This is a genomic window from Marinoscillum luteum (assembly GCF_044005705.1).
Classification (GTDB): domain Bacteria; phylum Bacteroidota; class Bacteroidia; order Cytophagales; family Cyclobacteriaceae; genus Marinoscillum; species Marinoscillum luteum.
The window spans coordinates 64,671-87,848 of sequence record NZ_JBIPKE010000019.1 but is presented as its reverse complement, the minus strand read 5'-3'; the positions used below and the strand labels follow the sequence as shown (position 1 = coordinate 87,848).

At 44.9% G+C, this 23,178-nt stretch carries 25 protein-coding genes; 6 read left to right on the top strand and 19 right to left on the bottom strand.

All coding sequences use genetic code 11. The annotated features are described in order from the left end of the window. Window positions 1-90 precede the first annotated feature (90 nt). The 3 genes from ACHKAR_RS15530 to ACHKAR_RS15520 all read left to right on the top strand — a co-directional run bounded on the left by ACHKAR_RS15530 (window position 91) and on the right by ACHKAR_RS15520 (window position 3,130). The gene (locus tag ACHKAR_RS15530; RefSeq protein WP_395418285.1) at window positions 91-771 is read left to right on the top strand and encodes a response regulator transcription factor; all 681 of its coding nucleotides are present in this window, start codon (window positions 91-93) and stop codon (window positions 769-771) included. Next, entirely contained in the window at window positions 758-2,158 is a 1,401-nt protein-coding gene (locus ACHKAR_RS15525) for a sensor histidine kinase (RefSeq protein ID WP_395418284.1), read from the top strand. Before ACHKAR_RS15530 ends, ACHKAR_RS15525 begins: the two co-directional genes overlap by 14 nt. Window positions 2,159-2,236: 78 nt before the next feature. Further along, window positions 2,237-3,130, top strand: a complete 894-nt coding sequence (locus ACHKAR_RS15520) for a hypothetical protein (protein WP_395418283.1) — start codon at window positions 2,237-2,239, stop codon at window positions 3,128-3,130. An 81-nt stretch (window positions 3,131-3,211) separates the two neighbouring features. Here ACHKAR_RS15520 and ACHKAR_RS15515 read toward each other — a convergent pair whose 3' ends face one another. The 11 genes from ACHKAR_RS15515 to rpsT form a co-directional block, all read right to left on the bottom strand. After that, complete coding sequence (locus tag ACHKAR_RS15515; RefSeq protein WP_159583360.1) at window positions 3,212-3,358, bottom strand: lmo0937 family membrane protein; 147 nt, start codon at window positions 3,356-3,358, stop codon at window positions 3,212-3,214. 150 nt (window positions 3,359-3,508) lie between these two features. Further along, window positions 3,509-5,860 carry an alpha-L-rhamnosidase-related protein gene (locus tag ACHKAR_RS15510; RefSeq protein ID WP_395418282.1) on the bottom strand — a complete coding sequence of 784 codons (2,352 nt, stop codon included), beginning with the start codon at window positions 5,858-5,860 and terminating at the stop codon, window positions 3,509-3,511. A 51-nt stretch (window positions 5,861-5,911) separates the two neighbouring features. After that, complete coding sequence (locus ACHKAR_RS15505) at window positions 5,912-6,475, bottom strand: hypothetical protein (protein WP_395418280.1); 564 nt, start codon at window positions 6,473-6,475, stop codon at window positions 5,912-5,914. 130 nt (window positions 6,476-6,605) lie between these two features. Then, entirely contained in the window at window positions 6,606-7,358 is a 753-nt protein-coding gene (locus tag ACHKAR_RS15500; RefSeq protein WP_395418279.1) for an MBL fold metallo-hydrolase, read from the bottom strand. A 105-nt stretch (window positions 7,359-7,463) separates the two neighbouring features. After that, window positions 7,464-9,023, bottom strand: a complete 1,560-nt coding sequence (rny, locus tag ACHKAR_RS15495; protein WP_159583374.1) for a ribonuclease Y — start codon at window positions 9,021-9,023, stop codon at window positions 7,464-7,466. An 82-nt stretch (window positions 9,024-9,105) separates the two neighbouring features. Next, window positions 9,106-9,390 (bottom strand): cell division protein ZapA, encoded by a 285-nt coding sequence (locus ACHKAR_RS15490; protein WP_159583376.1) that lies wholly within the window; start codon window positions 9,388-9,390, stop codon window positions 9,106-9,108. Between the two features lie 7 nt (window positions 9,391-9,397). Beyond that, complete coding sequence (locus ACHKAR_RS15485; protein WP_159583378.1) at window positions 9,398-9,697, bottom strand: hypothetical protein; 300 nt, start codon at window positions 9,695-9,697, stop codon at window positions 9,398-9,400. Further along, on the bottom strand, window positions 9,698-12,103 hold the full coding sequence (gene pheT, locus ACHKAR_RS15480) for a phenylalanine--tRNA ligase subunit beta (protein WP_395418278.1): 2,406 nt from the start codon (window positions 12,101-12,103) through the stop codon (window positions 9,698-9,700). Window positions 12,104-12,239: 136 nt separating this feature from the next. Beyond that, on the bottom strand, window positions 12,240-12,848 hold the full coding sequence (locus tag ACHKAR_RS15475) for a DUF1684 domain-containing protein (RefSeq protein ID WP_395418277.1): 609 nt from the start codon (window positions 12,846-12,848) through the stop codon (window positions 12,240-12,242). 13 nt (window positions 12,849-12,861) lie between these two features. After that, window positions 12,862-13,566 carry a RadC family protein gene (gene radC, locus ACHKAR_RS15470; RefSeq protein WP_395418275.1) on the bottom strand — a complete coding sequence of 235 codons (705 nt, stop codon included), beginning with the start codon at window positions 13,564-13,566 and terminating at the stop codon, window positions 12,862-12,864. Between the two features lie 92 nt (window positions 13,567-13,658). Next, on the bottom strand, window positions 13,659-13,910 hold the full coding sequence (rpsT, locus tag ACHKAR_RS15465) for a 30S ribosomal protein S20 (RefSeq protein ID WP_159583386.1): 252 nt from the start codon (window positions 13,908-13,910) through the stop codon (window positions 13,659-13,661). A gap of 126 nt (window positions 13,911-14,036) precedes the next feature. On the opposite strand from rpsT, the gene ACHKAR_RS15460 reads away from it, so the two are divergent. Further along, window positions 14,037-14,999 carry a zinc dependent phospholipase C family protein gene (locus tag ACHKAR_RS15460; RefSeq protein ID WP_159583388.1) on the top strand — a complete coding sequence of 321 codons (963 nt, stop codon included), beginning with the start codon at window positions 14,037-14,039 and terminating at the stop codon, window positions 14,997-14,999. Between the two features lie 118 nt (window positions 15,000-15,117). Next, window positions 15,118-15,600, top strand: a complete 483-nt coding sequence (locus ACHKAR_RS15455; RefSeq protein WP_395418274.1) for a hypothetical protein — start codon at window positions 15,118-15,120, stop codon at window positions 15,598-15,600. Window positions 15,601-15,682: 82 nt separating this feature from the next. Here the strand turns inward: ACHKAR_RS15455 and tsf are convergent, their stop codons facing one another. The 8 genes from tsf to ACHKAR_RS15415 all read right to left on the bottom strand — a co-directional run bounded on the left by tsf (window position 15,683) and on the right by ACHKAR_RS15415 (window position 22,037). Beyond that, window positions 15,683-16,513 (bottom strand): translation elongation factor Ts, encoded by an 831-nt coding sequence (gene tsf, locus ACHKAR_RS15450; protein ID WP_159583392.1) that lies wholly within the window; start codon window positions 16,511-16,513, stop codon window positions 15,683-15,685. A gap of 107 nt (window positions 16,514-16,620) precedes the next feature. Next, window positions 16,621-17,376, bottom strand: coding sequence for a 30S ribosomal protein S2 (gene rpsB, locus ACHKAR_RS15445; RefSeq protein WP_395418273.1), 756 nt, complete (start codon window positions 17,374-17,376; stop codon window positions 16,621-16,623). A 9-nt stretch (window positions 17,377-17,385) separates the two neighbouring features. Then, window positions 17,386-17,772, bottom strand: a complete 387-nt coding sequence (gene rpsI / locus ACHKAR_RS15440) for a 30S ribosomal protein S9 (RefSeq protein WP_159583396.1) — start codon at window positions 17,770-17,772, stop codon at window positions 17,386-17,388. Between the two features lie 8 nt (window positions 17,773-17,780). Further along, complete coding sequence (gene rplM / locus ACHKAR_RS15435; protein ID WP_159583398.1) at window positions 17,781-18,224, bottom strand: 50S ribosomal protein L13; 444 nt, start codon at window positions 18,222-18,224, stop codon at window positions 17,781-17,783. 100 nt (window positions 18,225-18,324) lie between these two features. Then, a complete protein-coding gene (locus tag ACHKAR_RS15430) occupies window positions 18,325-19,059 on the bottom strand; it encodes an RluA family pseudouridine synthase (RefSeq protein WP_255465448.1) in 735 nt (244 codons plus the stop codon). Next, window positions 19,052-20,140, bottom strand: coding sequence for a sensor histidine kinase (locus tag ACHKAR_RS15425; protein ID WP_159583400.1), 1,089 nt, complete (start codon window positions 20,138-20,140; stop codon window positions 19,052-19,054). The genes ACHKAR_RS15430 and ACHKAR_RS15425 overlap by 8 nt, the downstream gene beginning before the upstream one ends. 21 nt (window positions 20,141-20,161) lie before the next feature. After that, window positions 20,162-20,848: a response regulator transcription factor gene (locus ACHKAR_RS15420; RefSeq protein ID WP_159583402.1), complete on the bottom strand. Its 687-nt coding sequence runs from the start codon at window positions 20,846-20,848 to the stop codon at window positions 20,162-20,164. Window positions 20,849-21,017: 169 nt separating this feature from the next. Beyond that, complete coding sequence (locus ACHKAR_RS15415; RefSeq protein WP_395418272.1) at window positions 21,018-22,037, bottom strand: aminopeptidase; 1,020 nt, start codon at window positions 22,035-22,037, stop codon at window positions 21,018-21,020. 107 nt (window positions 22,038-22,144) lie between these two features. Between ACHKAR_RS15415 and recA the strand changes: the two genes are divergently transcribed. Continuing rightward, window positions 22,145-23,170 carry a recombinase RecA gene (gene recA, locus ACHKAR_RS15410; protein ID WP_159583406.1) on the top strand — a complete coding sequence of 342 codons (1,026 nt, stop codon included), beginning with the start codon at window positions 22,145-22,147 and terminating at the stop codon, window positions 23,168-23,170. The last annotated feature ends 8 nt before the right edge of the window (window positions 23,171-23,178 follow it).

The window sequence follows — 23,178 nt, the reverse complement described above, 5'->3', positions numbered from 1 at the left end:
TGATTATCACTTTTGACCGAGGAGTACTCACTTCAGGAATTTAATTAACCGGATCAACCAATCTGTGCTATTTCCGTTCTCAGCATCAACATGATGCAAATACTGATCATTGAAGATGAAGTGAAGGTAGCCAATCACCTGAAAATGGGTCTGGAAGAGCAGGGGTTTGCTGCGGACATTGCCTATGATGGAAATGTTGGACTTAGGCTTTTTGGCCAGAAGGCATTTGACATGGTGCTTGTAGATGCGATTCTCCCCGGGAAGAATGGATTCGAAATCTGTCGGGAAATCCGGGTGCGAAATTCTGAAGTGAAAATCATCATGCTTACAGCCCTGGGAACCACCGATGATAAGGTGGAGGGACTGGAATCAGGTGCGGATGATTACATGGTGAAGCCGTTTGATTTCAGGGAACTCCTGGCAAGGATACGAGCCATTTTGAAGCGTAACCTACCTTATACAGGGAAAGAGCGAATAAAGATTGGGGACCTACTATTGGATATGGAGCGGAAGACTGCCAATAGGGCAGGAGTGAATATAGATCTCACTGCAAAGGAATATGCCCTTCTGGAGTTTTTGATGAGAAATAAAGGTAAGGTGCTTTCCAGAATGGAAATCACAGAGAAAGTATGGGATTTGGATTTTGATCCGGGAACCAACGTGGTGGATGTCTATGTGAACATTTTGCGCAAGAAGATTGACAAGCAATTTGAAAATAAACTGATCCATACCCGTGTGGGTATGGGCTATTATCTGGATGACCTTTCTTAAGATCAAACTACGCTCTCCGGCCATCAACATCAAGGATGCACTCGTCCTCCGGTTTGTGTTGATTTTTGGGGTACTGTGGGTACTGGCTTCATTTTCCATCTACTATTCTTCGGCTCAGTTTCGACACGATGAGTTTTATCAGCGCCTGCACACCAGAGCCAGCACAGCTGCCAAGTTGCTTATAGAAGTAGAGGAAGTAGATGCCTCACTGCTTAGAAAAATAGAGGATGCTAACCCCATCAAACTGCCGGGGGAGCGTATCACTATTTATGACTATAACAACGTGGAGATTTTCAGCACAGACACTCAGGATTCCATTCGCATGGATGAGGAGCGGTTCAATGATATTCGCCTGGAGGGGGAATACCGCTGGAGGCAGGGAAGCGTGGAAGTCTTGGGCCTGCTCTATACTGATCAGTATGAGCGATTTGTGGTGGTGGCTGCTGGCCAGGATGTGTATGGTTTCAGAAAGCTCGACAACCTCCGAAATATACTGATTACAGTATTTTTTATTTCTCTCATTGTCATCGCCATGGCGGCCCGGTTGTATGCCGGAAATGCACTTCGTCCGATCTCCGAAGTGGTGGAGGAGGTCAACCAGATCGGTATCAGCAACCTGGGAAAAAGAGTCTCAGAAGGAAACGGAAAAGATGAAATAGCTACCCTGGGGATCACCTTCAACCGGATGCTCGATCGGCTCCAAAGTGCTTTCGAAAGCCAGAAAAGTTTCATCACCAATGCTTCCCATGAGTTGAGAACACCCATGACCAGTGTGCTATCTCAAGTGGATGTGGCTCTACTGAAGGACAGGGATGCGGAGCATTACAAGGGCACGTTACAATCCGTACGGGACGATATACAGGAGCTCTCTGCACTGGCAGGTAAGTTGCTGCTACTGGCTCGGGTGGATGCATTCAGAGAGACCTTTGAGCCTATCAGGGTTGATTCTATCCTATGGCAGGCCATCAGTGAGGTCTCCAGACATTTTAAGAACAACATTCTTGTCGACTTTTCTTCTGACATTGATGATGAGCAGTTTTTTACCATCATGGGCAATGAGCAGCTGATTAGAAGTGTATTGCAGAACCTAATAGAGAATGCGTGTAAGTACTCCGAGGGTAAGGATGTGCGGGTATTGGTGGAGCTTGCCGCAGAAGGGTTATGCCTTAAGGTAGAGGACCAAGGAGTGGGCATAGCGCCCGAGGATCTTCCGGAGATTGGTCAGCCTTTTTACCGGGGGAAAAACACTTCGGGGTTTTCAGGGAGTGGGATAGGTCTGAACCTGTCTAAAAAGATCGTGGAGCTGCACCATGGTGCCTTTTCCCTGGACTCGCGCATGGGTGAGGGCACACGGGTGAGCATTTCTTTTGAGTACCTCGGATTTTAATTCTTTTTTAATCTCCCACTTAGGAGGGCTTAATCCCCGGGCCGTTTTCTCTCCTAAACCAAGAAAAATATTAAACCCATGATTACAAAATCTAAAGAGAGCGTTACTGCAGTGATAGTGACCCTCTTGTTCGTCCTTGCATGTAGTGTTGCAGTTTATTTTTTCTCTTTAAAGAGTCTGGCTGAAGATGAACTGACTTCAGAGAAAGTAAAAACCGAGAAGATGCTTTCTGAAAAGCTGGCGCTTTCGAAAGAGATAGAGAAGTTGAAAAGCGAGATTGTTGGATACAAAGGGAAAAGTGCTGATTTGGATAAAAGACTCATGAGTTTGGAGACTCAGCTTCAGCAGAAGGAGAGCGAGTTGAAAAACCAGGCGAGAAAAGGTGAGACGTCCATCGCTGATTACAAAAAGCAATTGGCTGATTTGCAGGCCATCAGAAACAAACTGAACGAGGAAATAGCCAGACAAAATGAGCAACTCGTTGCTTTGCAAAAAGAGAATGGAAACCTCAAAAACACCATCGCGATGATGGAGGAGACCCATGAGGATTTGGTGACCAGAAACACAGTATTGTCACAGCTGATCTCTGAGAACTATGGTGTGGAGGCTCATAAGAAAAGAAACAAACTGACGGTGAACTCTAAAAGAACTAAGGAAATTCTGTTGGGCTTTGATGTGCCAACGGAGATGACCGAAAAGCTTTCGTTCAAGATCACCTCACCCGATGGTAAAGCAGTGGCGAGTAACAACTCAAAGACCATTACCTATACTGTGAAAGAGGATTTTGAATTCAGTGATTCAGAAGTGATGGCCAGTATAAACGGTACTTATGCCAGCATTTCGGACAAAAGAAACAAGAAGCGTGTAGTACTCACTTACAAACCCGAGCAGAAACTTGTCGGTGGAGTGTACATGATCGATATCTTCTCTGACAGCACCTTCGTGGGTAGCAGCCAGATCAGATTAAAATAGTAGTAAAGAAGTTTGAGTTAAGGTTAGGTGAAAGGTTGAGGGGCCGTCAGTTGGTTGACGGCCCTTTTTTATTGTTAGCTGTCATGCCCGCTTGATCACTCCCAGAAGGAGAGAGATTACGGCAATGATCAGCAGAATGTGAATCAAACCACCTAGGCTGTAAACAAAGAACCCGAGCAACCATCCGATTACCAGTATGACTGCAATTAGATATAGTAAAGATCTCATAATTGTTTTTGTTTGGTTGTGTTATGAGGTTCAAAAGTCTTTCCAGAATGGATAAATACGGCTATATGCCCTGAGAAGGGGTTTTGGTGCTAAGCAATTATTTCAAAATGAGACTTTTTTCTCAATTTTGGACACATCCCAGGTGATGTCTCATCGAAAAATGATCTCATTGCGCAATCCTGTCAGTATATGGGTGGTGGAAGAAAGCTCAGCGGGTTGACCATTGACGAGTGTCGACTTTTGCAGCTCAGGAGAAATCAAAAGAATTTCCCACTCCGGTTGGGTTTGGGTGATAGTAAAACCGGATTTTGTTTTCTCAAAGGAGATCAGGTTGTCACCCACCAGGATATTCTCCAGCTTCACTTCATCCCATCCTGTTGGAAAATGGGGTTCGAAAGTGACCGTTTGGTTATATGCCTCAGGTTTCACGCCAAAGTAATGCGCTACAATGGGGGTGGCTACTGCGTAAATGTTCCAGGCCTGAACGATCATGCCATAGTCAGGGCTCACTTCATACATAGAGCCCGGTAGTGCATAGCCAAAGCCATTGGCCAATTTTTTCAGGTAATCCAGAGACGCATCCGGATGCCCGTATCGGGCTTCGCTGATGGCTTGCACACCTGTGGGCAGGGTCATTACTGCGCCCACGTAGCTAAACGATTTCCACTTAGAGGCCTTACCCTGGTTTTCATCCCTGTCTATACCAGTCACATACATACCAAAAGGGTTGGTGTATTTTCTGGCGGTTTCCAGAGCTTGTTCTGCTTTGTCCACATCGGCAATACCGAGCTCCATAGGAGTGTTTACCACCCAGTTGTGATGAACCACCTGGCTTTGTACTCTGTTGTCCCTCAGCCTGCCGACCTGTGCTTTGAGTTGCTTCAGCTCCTCTACGGCCCAGGGTTTTTGGATGGTGTCTGCGCGCACGATGGCAGCGTCTATTAGTTGGAGGGTTTCCACACGGGTAGCTCGAAAGTCCGCAAATGATCCTGCTGAGGGAACCCACCACTCATCATTGATTTTTTTGGACAGCAACTCTGCTTTTTGCTGATAGGACTTGCTAGCGGAACTATCACCCAGGGCATTGGCCATTTTGAATGCCGCATCGTATGCCGCCTGGGTATACACCATCACATCAATCATTTCTGAGTGCAGACCGTGGATTTCCATCATCCCTGCCCCATCAGGATATCCGTTGCCGTCTTTGTCCTCCTGCTCCAGCCATTGTAGTCCTTTTTGTGCAGTTGGGTAGGTTTTGCGGAGCATGTCGGTGTCTCCGGTCCATTGGTAGTACTTCCACAATAGGTGGATGAAATAAGGTGTCGTATTGAGATTTCCAGGGTTGAATACCACGCCGTTAGTGGAGGCTTCGTGCATGATCCTTCCGTTATACTTTACACTTTCAGAAAGCTTCAGGATGAGTTCAATGGTGGCTTTGACTTCTTCGTGAGCACCAGTGGCCAATAAACCCTGCAGTGCATAAGTATTGTCAGTGCCAAACCACCAGGGGTAATCCGGGATGCCGGCAGAGAGTCCCCGTCCCTGGTTGGCTACATCTCTCATAAGCCAATCAGTATTGTATTTGGTCCAGGTGTACATCGCTTCTATTTCCTGATCAGGAATAGTGAGTTTGGCGATTTTGGCCAGCTTACTGTAACGATCCATTTTTTGCTGAAGAAGGCTGTTGGGTGACTGTTCAAGTTCTTTGTAAGTTTCCAATGCCTGTGCTTGAGACTTATAGGACCCTGAAATGAAATACTTCAGAACCTTTTGCTCTCCTGGTGGAATTGTGATTTCGCTTTGAAGGGTTAGGTCAATTCCCTTGCCTTTACGGTCATCACTGCATTCAGTCTTGGGTTGGGACCATGCAGAAACCTGTTGATCCGTGCCAAAGACCGTATGCCAGGAGTTTAGGGAGTCACGGGCGGCCCAGGTGCCATTGACTTTATCAAAATCAGCCAGATCTTGGCCATCTGTCTGGTTTAGTCTTTCTGCGAGCCATACGGGTCTCAGGTCTACCATGCCGGTGAAATCTACCTTTAGATTCAATGCTTCATCACCCGTATTTTTCAGAACGTACTCTATGATCATTCCTTCCTTTTGGTCAGGCACAAATTGGGTGCGCGTGACAGCTATGGCCTCCGAAGGATAAAATCGGTGCTGGTTGGCCATGGGAAAATTGATGAATTCCTGAGCGTCGTTGAGGCAGTAGTACATGGAGCCCGCACTGATCCCAAGTATGAAGCCATCCATCAGCTTGATGGGGTGATCCCAAATGCCACCCATCTCTCCGGTCACATGCCAGCCCAGATCTGGAAAGCTCCCATCCTGATGCCCTACTGAGTAGAGCCGGTCACCAGCGGTGACATATGGAGTGCCCAGGTACTCGGATTTTCCGGGCATTGATGGGAGATCGGTGAGTATCCCCTCAAAAGACTCAGTAGGGGAAGGTGAAGAGCAACCGACGAGTAGAATTAGTAGGGTTGGAAAGATGGTCTTCATGTATTTTCATTTTTGGGAAAATGAAGATAACAGATTTCCTTCAAAAGCGATTCAAGGGCTGGGATTTGTAGCCTCAAAAGTCTGGTTGTAATAGCTGAAAGCCCGATAGACACCTTCTTTGTGATCCAGATCCAGCTGGTTGTTCTTGATGAATTGCTCCATCCATTTGGAGTCCCCGCCAAATGCGGAAATCAGGTCTTTTTTTCTTTCCAGGGGGATGAGCTCTTTCTTTTTTCCCACGGTAAAAAACGGTGGATAAGTACTGTTGGTAAATTCATCTTTGACAATTCCTGGCTTGAAGAGTAGGGTGATTTTGCCATCTGAGAGCACTTCAAAGAGGTGGGCTTCTCCATTGAGTGTATAGCCTTTGTAATAGATTTCTTCTCCCTGGGCTCCGGTACCTCTCACCTCTTTGATTTGCTGGGCACTGAATATTTGGGTTTTCTCAGCGCTACGGCAGAGTACCTGATTAGAGGTGGTGTTGATGTCAATGATCCCTTCGTATTTGCCCTCAGATGTTTTGATTACTCCTGAGGTAGGTGCCTTGGCATTGAAGGTTTGAGCTGCGGATGCCAGATATGAGGCATACAGGAATAGCACGAATGAATATTTCATAAGCAGATGGTTGGAAGGTCAAAGGAAGACCTGGCTCCTCACACATCAAAGCGTATTACTACAACTTCATCAAAGCGTAAAATGGCAATAATGTGCAGATCTCGTTATTATGAAATAATGGTTTTTAGGGTTACTCCGAGTACCAATTGCGGAGGCGCACTTCTATTTGATCACTACCCTCGCTCACGAGTTTTTTGAATCCCTCTACGTCATTGAGGCCTGCCTGGCCACGGTAATGAAAGGGGTAGACCACAGACGGCTTGAATTCCAGAACAGCACTGGCAGCCTGATCTATGTCCATGGTATAGGGGAGGTTCATGCAGACAAAAGCCACATCGATATCCTTCAAAGCCCTCATTTCGGTGATGTCTTCGGTATCTCCGGAGAGGTAGATGTTTTTTCCACCCAGGTTGATGACATAGCCATTGCCACGGCCCTTTGTATGGCGGGAATCTGCACTTTCAGGGAGGTTATACATAGGCACTGCGGTGATGAGTATATCATTTACTTTTCTACTTTCTCCATTCTTCATCACGATGACCTTGGAGGTGATCTCTTTAGGTAGCTGATCCGCAACGGCCTGAGGCACTACGAAAGTGGCTTTTTCAGTTTTGATGGCCAGAAGTGTTTCAGGGTTGAGGTGATCTCCGTGGATGTCTGTAATGAGAATCATGGAGGGGGCAGGTAGGTTTTCAAACCGGGAAGCTCCACCATAGGGGTCTGCGTAAATCACTTCCCCATTCCATTCGAGCATCAGAGTGCCGTGCAGGATGGGTTGTATTTTTATACTGGTGTGGTTGGCTGGGATATAATCAGGAGCTGGCGGTTGGGTATTTCCAATCAATGAAACCAGGAGAAGGAGTATCAGGAGTGGTGTTTTCATGGTCTAGGTTTTGTTCAGATTTAACTGCCGAAAGATTGCTTTGGTTGCGAAAAAAAAGTCCCGAACTAATCCGGGACTTTTTTTAATTATTTTAAAAGCGGTTTCCTACTTGGCGAACGCCACGGCCCGGGTCTCACGGATCACGGTCACTTTGATCTGACCTGGATACTGCATGTCTTTTTCAATTTTCTGAGAGATATTGAAGGACAGCTCTCCAGCGCGCTGATCGGTCACGTTTTCAGCATCTACAAGTACACGAAGCTCACGGCCCGCCTGGATGGCGTAGCATTTATTCACGCCTTCAAAGCTGAGCGCTACTTCCTCCAGTTCTTTGAGGCGTTTGAGGTACTGCTCCATGATTTCACGACGAGCACCAGGTCTACTGCCAGAGATGGCGTCACAGGCCTGTACGATGGGCGAGATCATAGTGGTCATCTCTATTTCATCATGGTGAGCACCTATGGCATTGCAGATGTCTGGAGATTCTTTGTATTTCTGTGCGAGCTCCATACCTATGATCGCGTGTGGCTTTTCTGGCTCATCTGGCCATACCTTGCCAATATCATGCAGGAGGCCGGCACGCTTGGCTTGTTTAGGATTAATTCCAAGTTCAGAGGCCAGGGTAGCACACAGATTGGCTACTTCTCTGGAGTGCTGCAGCAGGTTTTGTCCATAGGACGAGCGGAACCTCATCCTACCCACTAATTTGATCAACTCCGGGTGCAATCCGTGAATACCCAGGTCAATGACGGTACGCTCACCGATCTCTACAATCTCCTCGTCAATGTTCTTGGTGGTCTTACTCACAATCTCTTCTATACGTGCGGGGTGTATTCTGCCGTCCTGTACGAGTCTGTGAAGTGAGAGCCTGGCGATCTCTCTCCTTACAGGGTCAAAACCTGAGATGATGATGGCTTCAGGGGTATCATCTACAATAATTTCCACACCGGTGGCAGCCTCCAGCGCCCGGATGTTTCTACCTTCTCTACCAATAATTTTACCTTTGATATCGTCGCTTTCTATGTTGAAGACAGACACACAGTTTTCAATGGCATGCTCGGTAGCAGTTCGTTGGATAGTTTGAAGTACTATCTTCTTGGCTTCTTTGGTAGCCGACATATTGGCTTCCTCCATGATCTCTTTGATGTGTGCCGACGCGTCTGTACGAGCCTCATCTTTGAGCGTCTGTATCAGCTGCGCTTTGGCTTCCTCAGCGGTGAGGTTGGACACCTTTTCCAGAATAGAAACCTGCTGATTCTTCAACTTCTCGTATTCTTCTTTTCGCTTTCGAACAATTTCCAGCTGAGCCTGCAGGTTTTCTTTGGCAGATTCCAATTCAGCTTCCACCCGTTTGTTTTGCTCTATTTGCTTGGAGATGGTAGACTCACGCTGCTTGAGTTTGTTTTCGTTGGTGATGAGGAGGTTCTTTTTGCGGTTGGCCTCTTCTTCAAATTCTGTTTTGAGTTTGAGAAATTTCTCTTTAGCCTCCAGTACTTTGTCCTTTTTGATGCTTTCGGCGTTTACCTCAGCTTCTTTCAGGATCAGTTTCTTCTGGTCTTCAGCACTTTTTAGCTTCTTGGTGATAGACCGTTTGAGTATGACCCGGTCTATGACAAACCCCAGGAGTATCCCCCCCAGAGCAATCAAAATGTATAATATATCCATCGATCAATTTAAGTATGTATTTCACATACATGGCCTGTCGGGGAGGGCCGGGAATGGGGTGTGGACTGTATTACGGAGGGGTTTAAATAGCGTTCGCTATCAATTGGCTAATGTTTCTCAGTTGATCAAGTGCTACTTCGTCTGTGGACTCTATAGTCTCTTCGTTTTTCATTTTGTCTACCAGGCAATCAAATGCCACCATGGCAAGCAGGTCTTGGTTGTCTTCTATACCAAACTGGTTCCGATAAGATTTTATTTTTTCATTTAACATCTTACCAGCACGTCTGATACGTTCCTCATCCTCGGCCTTTACCCTCATGGGGTACTCCCGGTTTCCTATTTTTAGCTTTATTGATAATTCTGCCATCAGGTATTTAAGCTTCACCCAAATGAGCAATGCATTTATCTATCTCCTTAATATAGTCGTCAAGCACATCCTTCACCTCGTTCGCATCGCTATCGCCGACTACCATGCTTTCTACAATTTTACTAATTTTCATTTGATTTTGAAAGTTTGCAAGATTGGCCTCCTGCTGTGAAGCCTGGGCTTTCAACTGTTGGTTCTCATTGCTTACTTTTTGGAGCTCTACTTTAAGCTGTGCGTGTTCACTAAGTAAAAGTTTAACCCTTCGTTCCAGATTGTTGATTTCAGTTCTCAGTGTTTCGTTGCCCATTTACTTTCTGATAATTGCTCCTACTTCATTTTCAAATGTGCTGATCAGGCCATTCATGACCTTATCAATACCCTTATCTGTGAGTGTTTTAGTTTTGTCCTGAATAAAGAAACTCAGTGCGTATGATTTTTTGCCTGCTTCCAGTTTGTCTCCTTCATACACGCTAAAGACATTAATTCGATTTAGTAATTTTTTTTCAGACTTGAAAGCTAAATCTTTAATCTCATTGTAAGATACCTTTTTATCCAGAACCAACGAAAGATCTCTGCGGACCTCAGGGTATTTTGAGATTTCTTCAAACGACGTTTCCACCTTAGCAGCTTTTACCAGGTCTTTCCATAAAAACTCAGCGTAGAACACTTCCTGTTTGATGTCGAAATAACGAGAGATTTTAGTTTTTAGCATCCCCAATTTCCCAATCACCTTATTATTGAGTTTCACAGCCAGTCCGTATTCCAAAGCAGGGTCCTCAGTTGGTTCTGTGGTGTAGCCAACGACCTTTAGGTGTTGTAGCGATGAGAAAACGACTCTTGAGAGGTCGTGAAATCCTATTTTTCGGGCGCCTTCCAGCCAACTTTCCTCGTGAGAGTCACCACTCATATAGAATGCCAGCAGTTGGTCTTCCTTATATTTTTCGTTCTTCTGGGCGTAAATTTTACCAAACTCGAAAAGATTCAGGTTTTTGGCTTTTCGGTTGATGTTGTGTCTGACCGACTCCAGGGCGGTGTAGAGCAATGAGGTTTTCATATACCCCAGGTCTTCACTCGATTTATTCAGGATCTCCACCGGCTCACCACCAAGGCCCAAATCCTTATAGTATTTTGGGTTAGTGAGAGAATTGGTTTGTATCTCTGAAAAGCCCTTTCCGGCCAGGTAGGTAGAAAGATCTTCCTGAAGCTTGTAAGGCTCTTTTTCACTGAATGAAGAGAGGTATCCTGCAGAGAGGGTTTCTTCCAGCGGGATATTGTTAAACCCATAAATTCTCAGAACTTCTTCTACCAGGTCTGCTTCGCGCGTCACTTCACTTCTGTAAGGAGGCACAATGGCCGTGAAAGAGGCGTCATCAATAGTTTCTGTCTGGATGTCCAACAGATTAAGGATTTCGATGATTTGGTCGTTGGGCAGTGTAATGCCTATTAGTCGGTGAAAATTTTGATAGGTGGTAGGAATCCTAACCGGCAAAATAGGTTGTGGATAGATATCCACCACTTCGGATGCCACTTGGCCACCTGCGAGCTCCAAAATCATCTCTGCAGCCATTTGAAGGGCTGGGAGGGTCATCTCCGGATCAGAGCCTCTTTCGAACCGGAAAGAAGCATCGGTAGAAAGTCCGTGTCGCATGGCCGTACCACGTACCCAATCTGCTGAGAAGTGGGCACTTTCCAGGAAAATGCTGGTGGTGCTGTCCTTCACCCCGGACTGTGTTCCTCCGAATACTCCGGCGATACACATACCCGATTGATCATTGCAGATCATCAGGTCTTTGTCACTCAGCTTCCGCTCCACTTCATCAAGCGTAGTGAATTTTGTGCCCGCTGGTAAAGTTTTTACGGTGATTTTGTTTCCGGTAATTGCGTCAGCATCAAAAGCATGCATCGGCTGACCGAGACTCATCATCACATAGTTGGTGATATCAACTACGTTGTTGATAGGGGACAGCCCAACAGCCTTTAACCGCCACTGCAACCAATCAGGAGAAGGCTCTATTTTCAGTCCGCGAATGGTGAGGCCTGAATACCTCGGGCAAGCCTCATTATTTTCTACCGTTACCTCAATGGGTCGGTCGATTTCCGTTTTTAGACTTTTGGATTGGCGTGGTTCAATGGGTCTTTTGAAAAATGCTTTCAGGTCCCGGGCGGCCCCCAGATGAGAGGTAGCATCCCCACGATTGGGGGTCAGGCCAATTTCAAATACATAGTCAGAGCCAGATTCGAAAATCTCAATGAGCGGGGTGCCGTTGGGTTTTTCGGTATCCAGGATCAACAGACCCGCATGGCTTGTACCCAAACCTATTTCATCCTCTGCACAAAGCATGCCCTCAGAAACCTCTCCTCTTATTTTGGCCTTCTTGATTTTGAAAGGCTCACCGCTCGTAGGGTAGATGGTCGTGCCTACTGTGGCTACTATGACCTTGATCCCTTGTTTAACGTTGGGCGCACCACAGACGATCGGAAGAAGTACTCCTGTTCCCACATCCACTTTGGTGAGCTGTAGCTTATCCGCATCAGGGTGGGGCTTACATTCGATGACTTCCCCAATGACAAGCCCTTCAAATCCCCCGGGTATTTTTTCCACGTGTTCTACACCTTCCACTTCCAGACCGGTCTGGGTAAGGGCAGAGCTGATTTCTTCGGGTGATTCTGAAAGCGATATATAGTCCTTGAGCCAATTGTAGGAAATCTTCATCCTGATGTAATTGTATTTTTGAAATCTGTTTTTAACCGGATCATCAGAGGGAATTCTGTCATTTTTCGTAATAAATACGATCCCCCCGATATGTAACCGGCAAAAATAGGAAAGTGAAGTCTAATGCCCTATCAAATCAATGGTTATAATCTTTTTCGCCGGCTTCTATACGTAGGGGTAGCACATTTTCGGCTGGGGGCAGAGGGCAGGAGTATTCACTGACGTAGGCGCAGTAGGGATTGTAAGCGAGGTTGAAGTCTATCTCTATGTTATCCGACTTACCTATCTGCAGGTCCAGGTAGCGGCCACCGCCATAGGTGCTTTCACCACTTGTGTCATCCGCAAAGGCTGTAAAGTACGTGTTAGGAAGAGCCCCAAAGCCGGCAGGCTTGAGAATGAGTAGTTTAAGTGATTGGCCCTGTAACTTAAAAGATGCGTAGGCAAATTTGGAATAGGGAGCTGAGGTGCCATCGCTGCTTTGTATCATCACTCGGGTAGGTGATTGGATTCTTTCCAGGTTGGCTCGGACCTTATAGGAGGGATCGATGGTAAAAAAACTGAGCGGCTCGTATTTCAGGTCAAACTGTGTAAAGGGCGATTGTTCAGAAGTTTTCAAAAAGCGTACACGCTCGGCCCGTGTGTCGGCGACTTTGGTGATGTAAGCTTCATCTGAGTTGCCCGACAATGAATAGAAAATAATAGCAACAGCAGCTACCGGGATCAGTATAAAAAGAAGTTTTTTCATGTTTGCTCGAGCACTAAGGCATTATGGATTCATCCGAAAAGCTAAAATAGGTGTGATCTGTGAAAATGAGATGATCATATACGGGAATGTCCAGCATCTCGCCTGCTGATTTTACTTTCCGAGTGAGTTTCTTGTCAGCTTCGCTGGGTTGGGCATTGCCGGATGGATGATTGTGTATGAGGATGAGGCCACTGGCCATCACATCCAAGGCTTTTTTGAAAATAACTTTAGGGTCTACCGCAGTGCCTGATACTCCGCCCACACTGATTTGCTCCTTTCCTATAATCGCATTGTTTCGTCGGAGCATGATGATCCAAAATTCCTCATGAGGCAGATCGGTGAGCTCCGGCTTCATGTATTCATAGGCATCACTGCTTGAGGTGATTCTGAGGGTTTTTCGTGGTTCGGATTCTTTTCTTCTTCGTCCGAGCTCCAATGCACTCACTATGGTGATGGCCTTGGCTTCTCCTATGCCTTTGAATCGGATGAGATCGGTGACAGAGAGCTTTGCCAGAGCATGCAAGTCATTATGAACGGTACTGAGGATTTGCTTGGCGAGATCCACGGCGCTGAGTGTTTTGGTGCCAGAGCCGAGAAGGATGCCTATCAATTCGGCATCAGATAAGCTCGCCTTTCCCTTGAGGAGTAGCTTTTCCCGTGGACGGTCTTCTTCGGCCCACTGGTGGATAGCTAGATAAGTATGATCGGATTTTTCCATTACCTGCCAGTATTTACAGCACTGAAGATAATAAAAAACCCTATTCGCCATGCGAACAGGGTGTGAATATCCTGAAGAGGACAAACTAAGTCTTAAAGCGCGTTAACTCTTTTAGTTAAGCTTGATTTAAGATTAGCCGCCTTGTTATTGTGAATGATATTATTCTTAGCAAGTTTATCTACCATGCCCAAAACTTCACCCAAAAGCTTCTGTGCTTCGGTTTTGTCTGTAGCTTCTCTCAACCTTTTGATAAAGGTTCTGGTAGTTTTATGCTGATAACGATTTCTGAGTCTTTTTGCCTCGTTTGATCGTATTCTCTTTAATGCGGATTTATGATTTGCCATAAGCTTTTTATTCTCCTATCCTTGTTTAAGGGATGCAAAGATAGAGCAATTGGTAAAAAAAACAAATACATTTCATAATGTTCACCTTAAAAAACCCACGAAAAAAATGACTAATTTCATTTTGCGATGAAAGGAGCACATAAAGTTTATCTAATAGTGCTATTGGGGGCGATAGTCTCCAGTAGTTGGGGGTTTTTCTCCCATCAAAAAATCAATCGGGTGGCGGTGTTTACACTGCCCATAGAAATGATGGGTTTCTATAAGTACCACATTCAATATATCACCGAGAAGGCGATTAACCCCGACAAACGCCGATACATCATGAAGGAGGAGGCTGCCAGACATTACATAGACCTGGATGTATATGGCGACAGTGCTTTGTATAATATGCCTCGCTACTGGAATGATGCTGTAGCCATGTACACCGAGGATACTTTGCAGGCCTATGGCATAGTGCCCTGGCATATCAATCTGGTGAAATATCAGCTGACCCAGGCGTTTCTCAATAGGGATGCTGACCGTATCTTAAGGTATTCGGTGGATCTGGGGCATTATATAGGAGACGCTCATGTGCCTCTGCATACCACCGAGAATTACAATGGGCAGCTTACGGGACAGTTGGGTATTCATGGGTTTTGGGAATCTCGTCTGCCGGAAGTATTCTTTGAGCACTATGATTTGTTTACCGGGAAGGCAGAGTATATCAAAAACACTCAGCTGGAAGCCTGGAAAGCAGTGGAAAGCTCACATCTCGCACTCGATTCGGTATTGAGGTTTGAGAAGCTCCTGACCCTAAGGTATCCGGAAGATAAGAAATATAGCTATGAAGAGCGGGGAGCCACGACGGTCAGGGTTTATTCTTACGACTTTTCGAGGGACTATCACGAGATGCTCAATGGTATGGTGGAGCGTCAAATGAAGAGAGCTATCAAAATGGTAGGCGATTTCTGGTTTACCGCCTGGGTGGACGGGGGGCAGCCTGATCTCGATTTGTTGATCAATGTGCCGGCTACCGAGGAGGAGATTGCACCTGCTACAGAGCAGATCAAGCTCCGCAGCCACGAAAGTGGGGAGGAGATAGATTCTTAGACTCTGAAAAACCTCTACTTATCTGAGAATTAGCTAAATGCATCGAAGACTTATTGGTGTTATTATGATATTTTGAGTATTTTAACATTACATTAAAATACTTCTAAATAATAGTATTATGAGAAGGGGTTATTTTATCAAATTAATAATAGGTGTTTTTTTTCTAGTTGCCATTTCGTCCACAGATACTCGCGCACAACTGGTCAGTGAGTCGGATATTTCTTTCGATATCCTGAAATGGCACTTCCATCACTATCCGAAAAGTGAAACAAAACAGTGGCTTGATTCCGGGGAGGATACCTATACGGTGTCTTTTGTTTTTGAGTCGATGGATGTATCAGTGGTTTATGATTCGAGAGGCAAGCGAATAGAGGAGCGTGTAGATGTAAGCAATAGTATGCCGGTCTCTCTGGTTTACCACCTGGATGATCAATATGAAAAGTATAAAGTGATGAGGTTTGAGAAAGTCACTAAGTTCAAACAGGATAATTCTGTTGGGTACGAGATGAAAATCAGGAGCAAGGAAAAGGGGGATGAGCAGTTGTACTTCGATCAGAACATGGTGCCAATCGATTTTAACCTGATCAGCAAGGCCGATTGAAAAGATATTAGACAAACTGAGTCATAAAAAAAGCCTCATGATGAAAATCATGAGGCTTTTTTGGTAGACTACCGGATGGTGATTATCCGATAGAAATTCTTTTAAACTCAGATACAGTCAGACCTTTGCTCACACCATTCAGGTAGGAAGCAATGGTAAGAGAGTTGTCTTTCACGAAAGACTGGCTCAAAAGTGTGTTTTCTTTGAAGAATTTCTGAAGCTTACCTTCAGCGATTTTCTCAATGATGTTCTCAGGCTTACCTTCTTGTCTGGCTTGCTCTTTTCCAATTTCGATTTCCTGCTGGATCACTTTTGGATCAACACCATCTTTATCTACGGCTACCGGGTTCATCGCAGCAATTTGCATCGCTACATCTTTACCTGCTTCCTCTACGTCAGCACCGTTTACATTTTTCAATACGACCACTACGGCAAGTTTACCATTGGAGTGGATGTAAGGTACTACGGCCTCTCCAGCAAGGGTTTCGTAGAATTTCACATCAATTTTTTCTCCTATTTTACCAGTAGCTTCGATGATTTTATCACCCAGGGTGATGCTTCCTACGCTCAAAGCCAGCAAGGCTTCAACATCAGCTGGAGCATTTTCGAAAGCCAGGTCAGCAGCCAGGTTGGCCAGGGCTACAAAGTCTTCGTTTTTAGCCACAAAGTCAGTTTCGCAAGTGAGCGCAAGCACTACACCTTTGGTTTTGTCCTCGTTGGTTCTGGTTACTACGATCCCCTCAGTGGTCTCTCTATCTGCTCTGTTGGCAGATACTTTTTGACCTTTTTTTCTGAGTAGCTCTATCGCTTTTTCAAAATCACCATCTGCTTCTACGAGTGCCTTTTTGCAATCCATCATGCCGGCACCAGTCATTTGTCTTAGTTTGTTTACGTCTTGCGCAGTAATAGCCATTCTTGTCTTCTTTTAATTTTTAGCAATGCTTATTAACAAAAATTGAACACCGTCCGAAAGGAATCGGAGCAATGTTCAATTTTGAAATGATTATTTCATGAGGAAGCTTATGCCTCTTCGTCTACTTTCTTCTTTGCTTCTTCCTCTTCCTGTAGTTTTTGATCTTCCTTATCCTTCTTACGCTCAGCCAGACCTTCTTCCAAGGACTGAGTGATGTAGTTAGTGATCAGGTTAATTGATTTCCATGCATCGTCATTACCTGGGATCGGGAAATCTACCTGAGTAGGATCAGAGTTTGTATCTACCAAAGCAAATACAGGAATGTTAAGCTTCTGAGCTTCTGCTACCGCAATGTGCTCTCTTTTGATATCGATCACGAAAAGTGCAGCTGGAAGTCTGTTTAGGTCTGCTATACCACCTAGTACTCTTTCCAGTTTTTCTTTCTCGCGGCTGATCATCAGTCGCTCTCTCTTCGCAAGGTTCAGGTAAGACTCGTCTTTCATCAATTTGTCAATACCAGCCATTTTCTTCAATGACTTTCTGATGGTTGCGAAGTTGGTCAACATACCACCCAACCATCTTTCGGTCACGTAAGGCATGCCCAATTTCTGAGCGGCAGTTTCTACCACCTCTTTAGCCTGCTTTTTGGTAGCAACGAACATTACTTTACGGCCTGATCTTACGACTGACTGTAAGGCTTGCGCTGCCTGATCCATGCAGGTCAGGGTTTTATTGAGATCTATAATGTGGATGCCATTCTTCTCCATGAAGATGTAAGGCGCCATTTGTGGATTCCACTTACGTGTAAGGTGACCAAAATGAACACCAGCGTCCAATAAGTCTTTGTATTCTAGCTTTTGCATGATGATATCTTAACGTTTACTGAATTGGAATCTTCTTCTTGCTTTCCTTCTACCGTATTTCTTACGCTCTACCATTCGAGGGTCACGAGTCATAAAACCTTCTTTTTTCAAAGCTGGTTTGTTTTCTTCGTCTAGCTCTACCAGTGCTCTGGAGATTGCAAGTCTTACCGCTTCAGCCTGACCTTTTGGTCCGCCTCCATCAACATTCACGTTGATATCATAGTTGCCGTCGAGTTGCAGCGTCACTAGAGGCTGCTTTACGATGGTCTGTAAAATTTCAGAGGGAAAGTAGGTGGCGATATCCTTGTTGTTCACAGTGATAGCACCTTTACCGCTCTGTAGGTAGATTCTAGCTACAGAGGTCTTCCTTCTTCCAATGGTGTTAGTGATTTCCATCTAGGTTTTTAAAGTTTTACTTCTTTTGGTTGTTGTGCTGCATGAGGGTGCTCAGCACCTGCATACACGTATAAATTTTTAAAGAGCTTACTTCCAAGTCTGTTCTTAGGAAGCATGCCTTTAACAGCTCTTTCTACTAAAAGGGTTGAAGATTTAGCCTTCACTTCAAGAGGAGTTTCAAAACGCTGCCCTCCAGGAAATCCTGTGTGACGAACGTACTGCTTGTCATTCCACTTTTTACCTGTCAGTCTTACTTTGTCTGCATTGATCACGATGACATTGTCACCACAATCCACGTGCGGAGTGTAACTGGCTTTGTTTTTTCCTCTAATGATTTTAGCTACTTCGCTGGACACTCTACCCAACACTTTTGAATCTGCGTCTACGATGACCCAATTCTTTTCTACTGTAGCACTGTTTAACGATACCGTTTTATAGCTTAAAGTATCCAATTTTTTATTCGTTTAAATGAACTTAATGGTTCTCCCCTGGAAAAGGGACACAAAAATAGAAGTTTAATTCTTGAAAAACAAAAGATGGTAATGAATTAAATCACAGGTATTTACGTAGCTGCTTGATTAACACACCAAAATCCTTCGGGTAAGGTGCTTCTACCTCGATTGTTCGCTCCTCATTAGCGTCAAAATCATAAAACGCAATATTGTGTGCATGAAGGGCTACTCGGGGTAAAATCGGCTTTTCCTCGTCGGTATGACGGGAAAGGTTGAAGTTTTTCTTGATCCCGGAGAGATAAATGTACTCTCCACCATACACAGGATCGCAGCTGATGGGTGCTTTGTGAAAAGCAAGGTGTACGCGAATCTGGTGCAAGCGACCCGATACCGGAAAACACTTCACCAAGGTATGATATTTAAAGGTTTCCAGTGTGCTGATAAGGGTAAGTGAAGGTTTTCCTTCTCTGAAATCTACCCGAGACTTACTGTTGGTGGAGTAAATGGGCTGGTCAGCGGAAACATTATCAAACTCATGAATGCCTCCTACCACAGCGTGATAAACTTTCTTTACCTGACGTCTTTCCAGCATGATGGCAAAATGCCTGTAGGCTTCCTGATGCTTCGCGATGACGAGCGCTCCGGAGGTTTCTTTGTCCAGCCGATGGCAGACCTGAGCATCGGCGTGGTGCTCTTTGGCTAGTTTTAGAATATCTACAGGGTCGTTCCTGTCGTCCAGTGTGGAGATATACGGGGGTTTATTGATGACCAGATAGTGGTCATTTTCAAAAATAAGCAGGTCCTTGAGTGTGATCCCTTTCAGGTATTTATGCATAGTCTTCTTCGTCCTCTTCGTCTTCCTCCACAAATCTATGCGCAACTGGCTTACCTTTTTTTAATTTAAAACTAAAAGTCGATCCTTTTTTTACCTGACTCTTCACCTCTACAGTGGAGCCATGGCCCTCCATGATGTGCTTGACGATGGCCAGACCGAGCCCGGTGCCTCCTTTTTCTTTGGATCGACTTTTTTCTACCCGGTAAAATCGCTCGAAGATTCTCTTGAGGTCTTCTTGAGGAATTCCCCTGCCATTATCCACTACGGAGGTAATGACGTGGTTGTCTTTTTCCTCAAACCGGATTCTGACAGTGCCTTTTTTCTTGGTGTATTTAATGGCATTTGACATCAGGTTGATTAATACCTGATAGATGCGTCGGTAGTCGCCCTTTACAAAATGCCTGGCGGTGGGCTCTTCAATCTGGATGTCAATTTTTTGTTTTTCGGCTTTGTCCTCCAGCTGATCCAGTACTTCGCGGGCCAGGGCTACAATGTCAAAGTTCTCCACGTGCATTTTGATCTCTCCGGTTTCCATCTGAGAGATGGTGAGCAGATCCTGCACCAGGATGTCAAGGCCATCAAGGCTTTTGGCCGCTTTCTTTAGAAATTTTCCACGAACCTTTTTGTCTTCCACTGCACCATCCAATAGGGTATGCACGAAACCCTGGGCAGCGAAAATGGGAGTTTTTAGCTCATGAGATACGTCTGCAATGAATTCCCGACGAAATACTTCCATGCGCTTAAGCTCCAGTATTTCCTGCTGCTTTTTTTCTGCGTAGCTGAAAATATCCTTATTGATTCTTTTCAGAGGGTTTAGTGAAAGCGTCTTGGTGGGCTTGGTGATGTTTGATAATTCCTGATCCTGAAAGTTTTCAAGGGCCTCATTGATATCATTAATATGTCTGAAAAAGAGAAACTCGAGCACCAACCTGATGAGAATATAGGAAGCACAAAAAGTGATGCCAAACCCGATGATCAATGCTGTGGTGAGCACGGAAGGCACCAGAGCCAGAAAAGCTGTCGCAATCATGGAGATCACAAAGGCGAGCATCAGGGCTAGTCCGCGAGAGTTGATGATCATCGAATTGTATTTGTATCTATATTAATTGGTGTCAAACTTATACCCGACACCCTTGACGGTGGAGATGTAGCCATCACCTATTTTTTCACGCACCTTCCGAATGTGCACGTCCACTGTTCGGGCCAGTACATATACATCGGTGCCCCAGATGTTTTGTAGGAGTTCATCTCTACTGAAAACCTTTCCGGGATTTTGAGCCAGAAAGTACAAAAGTTCGAATTCTTTTTTGGGAAGGCTGACCTTCTCTTCTCCCACAAACACGGTGTAGCTGGTTCGGTCTACGATCAGGTTGTCTATGGAAATTTGATTGGATTCTTTTTTCTTCTTGGATTCCCTCCTGAACAGGGCATTGATTCTGCTAACCAATGCACGCGGTTTGATAGGCTTGGTGATATAGTCATCGGCACCCATATCAAAAGCGGCCACCTCAGAATACTCCTCAGATCTGGCTGTAAGGAAGATGACAAAGGCATTTGCCAGCTCAGGAATTTCGCGTATCTGACGACAGGTTTCTACACCGTCTTGCTTGGGCATCATAATGTCCAGAATGATCAGGTCCGGCACGAATGATTTGGCAATATCCACACCTTTGATCCCGTCCAGGGCTATTTTCACGTCATAGCCTTCTTTGATCAAGTTATATTTTAATAATTCAAGAATGTCTGCTTCATCATCTACGACCAAAATTTTTTGGGCATTCTTCGCCATGAGTTTGTGGTTTGAGTTAAAGAAATCTTAACAGTTTATTGATGAAAAATTAACTCGCCTTAGCCGCATCACCCAGAAGTACTGGTTAGGAGCAAAGACATTCGATATTATTCAAAATTAAAGACAAATCGGTTTTATGAGTAATAAGGTAACAATTTGTTAATTAAAGTCACTTTCCATACTTTATTTTCATAGCTGTGAGCATCAATTTGATGTCGTCATCATATTGATGAAATATGGCTTGAATGGAATCTTCCTGATTGTGATAACGCCTGTGTGCCATGAAGTATGCATTGTTTGGCAATACGTCATCAAAGATGTTTTGGTATCGGGTATTGTAGAATGCTCCGTTTTTGAGATCATCAGCAATATGCTGAATGCAATTATTTTTGAGCGAATCTTTGAGTGAGGTGCTCAGCGAATCGGTAAAACTCCTATACAAGCTGTCGAGTCTTTCTGCTCCCTTAAGGATGATTCTGGTAAGGGTTTTTGAGTCGGCCAGGGACTGGAGGTACTCCAGATGCTGAGCCGAACTGTCCCCAAAGTGAGATACAAGAAAGCGTTCGGCACCTTTCTCCCCGATAAAAGAGGCCAGGTTTTCATTGAATTCCACCTCGTTTTTAACAAAAAGGGTGGCATGCGTGAGCTCATGGATGATTACCTCGGCCAGGGCACCATCATTTCTTTCCAGCATGTTGGAGAGTAGCGGATCTTTGAGGATACCCAGGGTGGACCATCCTCCGACCGTTCTGATGCGAACATCAAGCCCCTTTTCTTTCAGTAAATCAGCTTCTTTTTTGGCTTTTTCCAAATCAAAAAAACCTTTGTACGGCATTTCGCCCAGAAAAGGATACTGCCAGGTGTAGGCTTTAAGTGCATAGGGCTCGCTAGCTGAGACATTCCAAAGGAGTGTTTTGCCTTTCTGATCATACAGCTCCGTGTAATTATCTGACTTGTTTAGCCCCAGGCTATCTACCGCAAAGCCGCGAACGGCCATGGTGAGTTCCAGTTTTTGTTTTAATGAATCTGGAAAATTGGGATTCTGGAGGAAATCTTCAATAGGTCGGGATTGGGTAATGACTTTGAGTTGTCCTTTGGCCTGATTATAGCCATAGGAGAGCCAATTCCAATAGTATAAGCACAATGCTATTAATATAAGCAAAATACCCCACGATATTTTTTTGAGCATTTAAATACTAATTATTTTAGTTTTTAAGAAGGAAATTCGATCAAACGCGGTATTTTTGTTAAGTTGTAATTACTTCGCATTATAAATAAACTTCACTAAGTATAAGCATGTCTGATAATACAGAAAAACTCAAAGCACTTCAACTGACCATAGATAAGTTAGAGAAGGCTTATGGCAAAGGTACCATCATGAAATTGTCTGACAATAAGGTACTGGATGTCCCTACGATTTCTACAGGATCATTGGGGCTGGACATGGCATTAGGTGTTGGTGGTATCCCAAAGGGTAGGGTGATCGAAATATATGGCCCTGAGTCTTCAGGTAAGACTACTCTGGCTATGCACTGTATAGCTGAAGCTCAAAAGAAGGGTGGACTTGCAGCTATTATCGATGCGGAGCATGCGTTTGATAAGACCTATGCTGAAAAGCTTGGTATTGATACCGAGAATCTTTTGATTTCACAGCCGGATAATGGTGAGCAGGCACTTGAAATTGCCGAGCACCTTATTCGTTCAGGAGCTATTGATATTATTGTGATAGATTCTGTGGCAGCTTTGGTGCCCCGTAGTGAGCTTGAGGGTGAAATGGGCGACAGTAAAATGGGTCTACAAGCCAGGCTGATGTCTCAGGCACTGAGAAAACTAACTGGGGCTATTAACAAAACGGGCTGTGCCTGTATTTTTATCAACCAGCTGCGTGAGAAAATCGGTGTGATGTTCGGAAACCCGGAGACTACCACTGGTGGTAATGCTTTGAAGTTTTACGCTTCTGTTCGTTTAGATATCAGGAGAATTGGCCAGATCAAGGAGAGTGCGGACAATGTGCTGGGTAACCGCACGAGGGTTAAGGTGGTGAAAAACAAAGTGGCGCCTCCATTCAAAGTGGTGGAGTTTGATATCATGTATGGCAAAGGCATCAGCAAGTCAGGCGAGCTGATCGATATTGGTGTGGAGCTGGATGTGATCAAAAAGGCAGGTTCATGGTTCTCCTACAATGACAACAAGCTTGGCCAGGGACGTGATGCTGTCAAACTCCTGATCGAAGACAATCCGGAATTGATGGAAGATATCGAGCTGAAAATAAAGGAAAAGATTCAGGGAAGCGTCATCAAGGAGCCAGCTGATGCTGAGTAAGGTCTGAT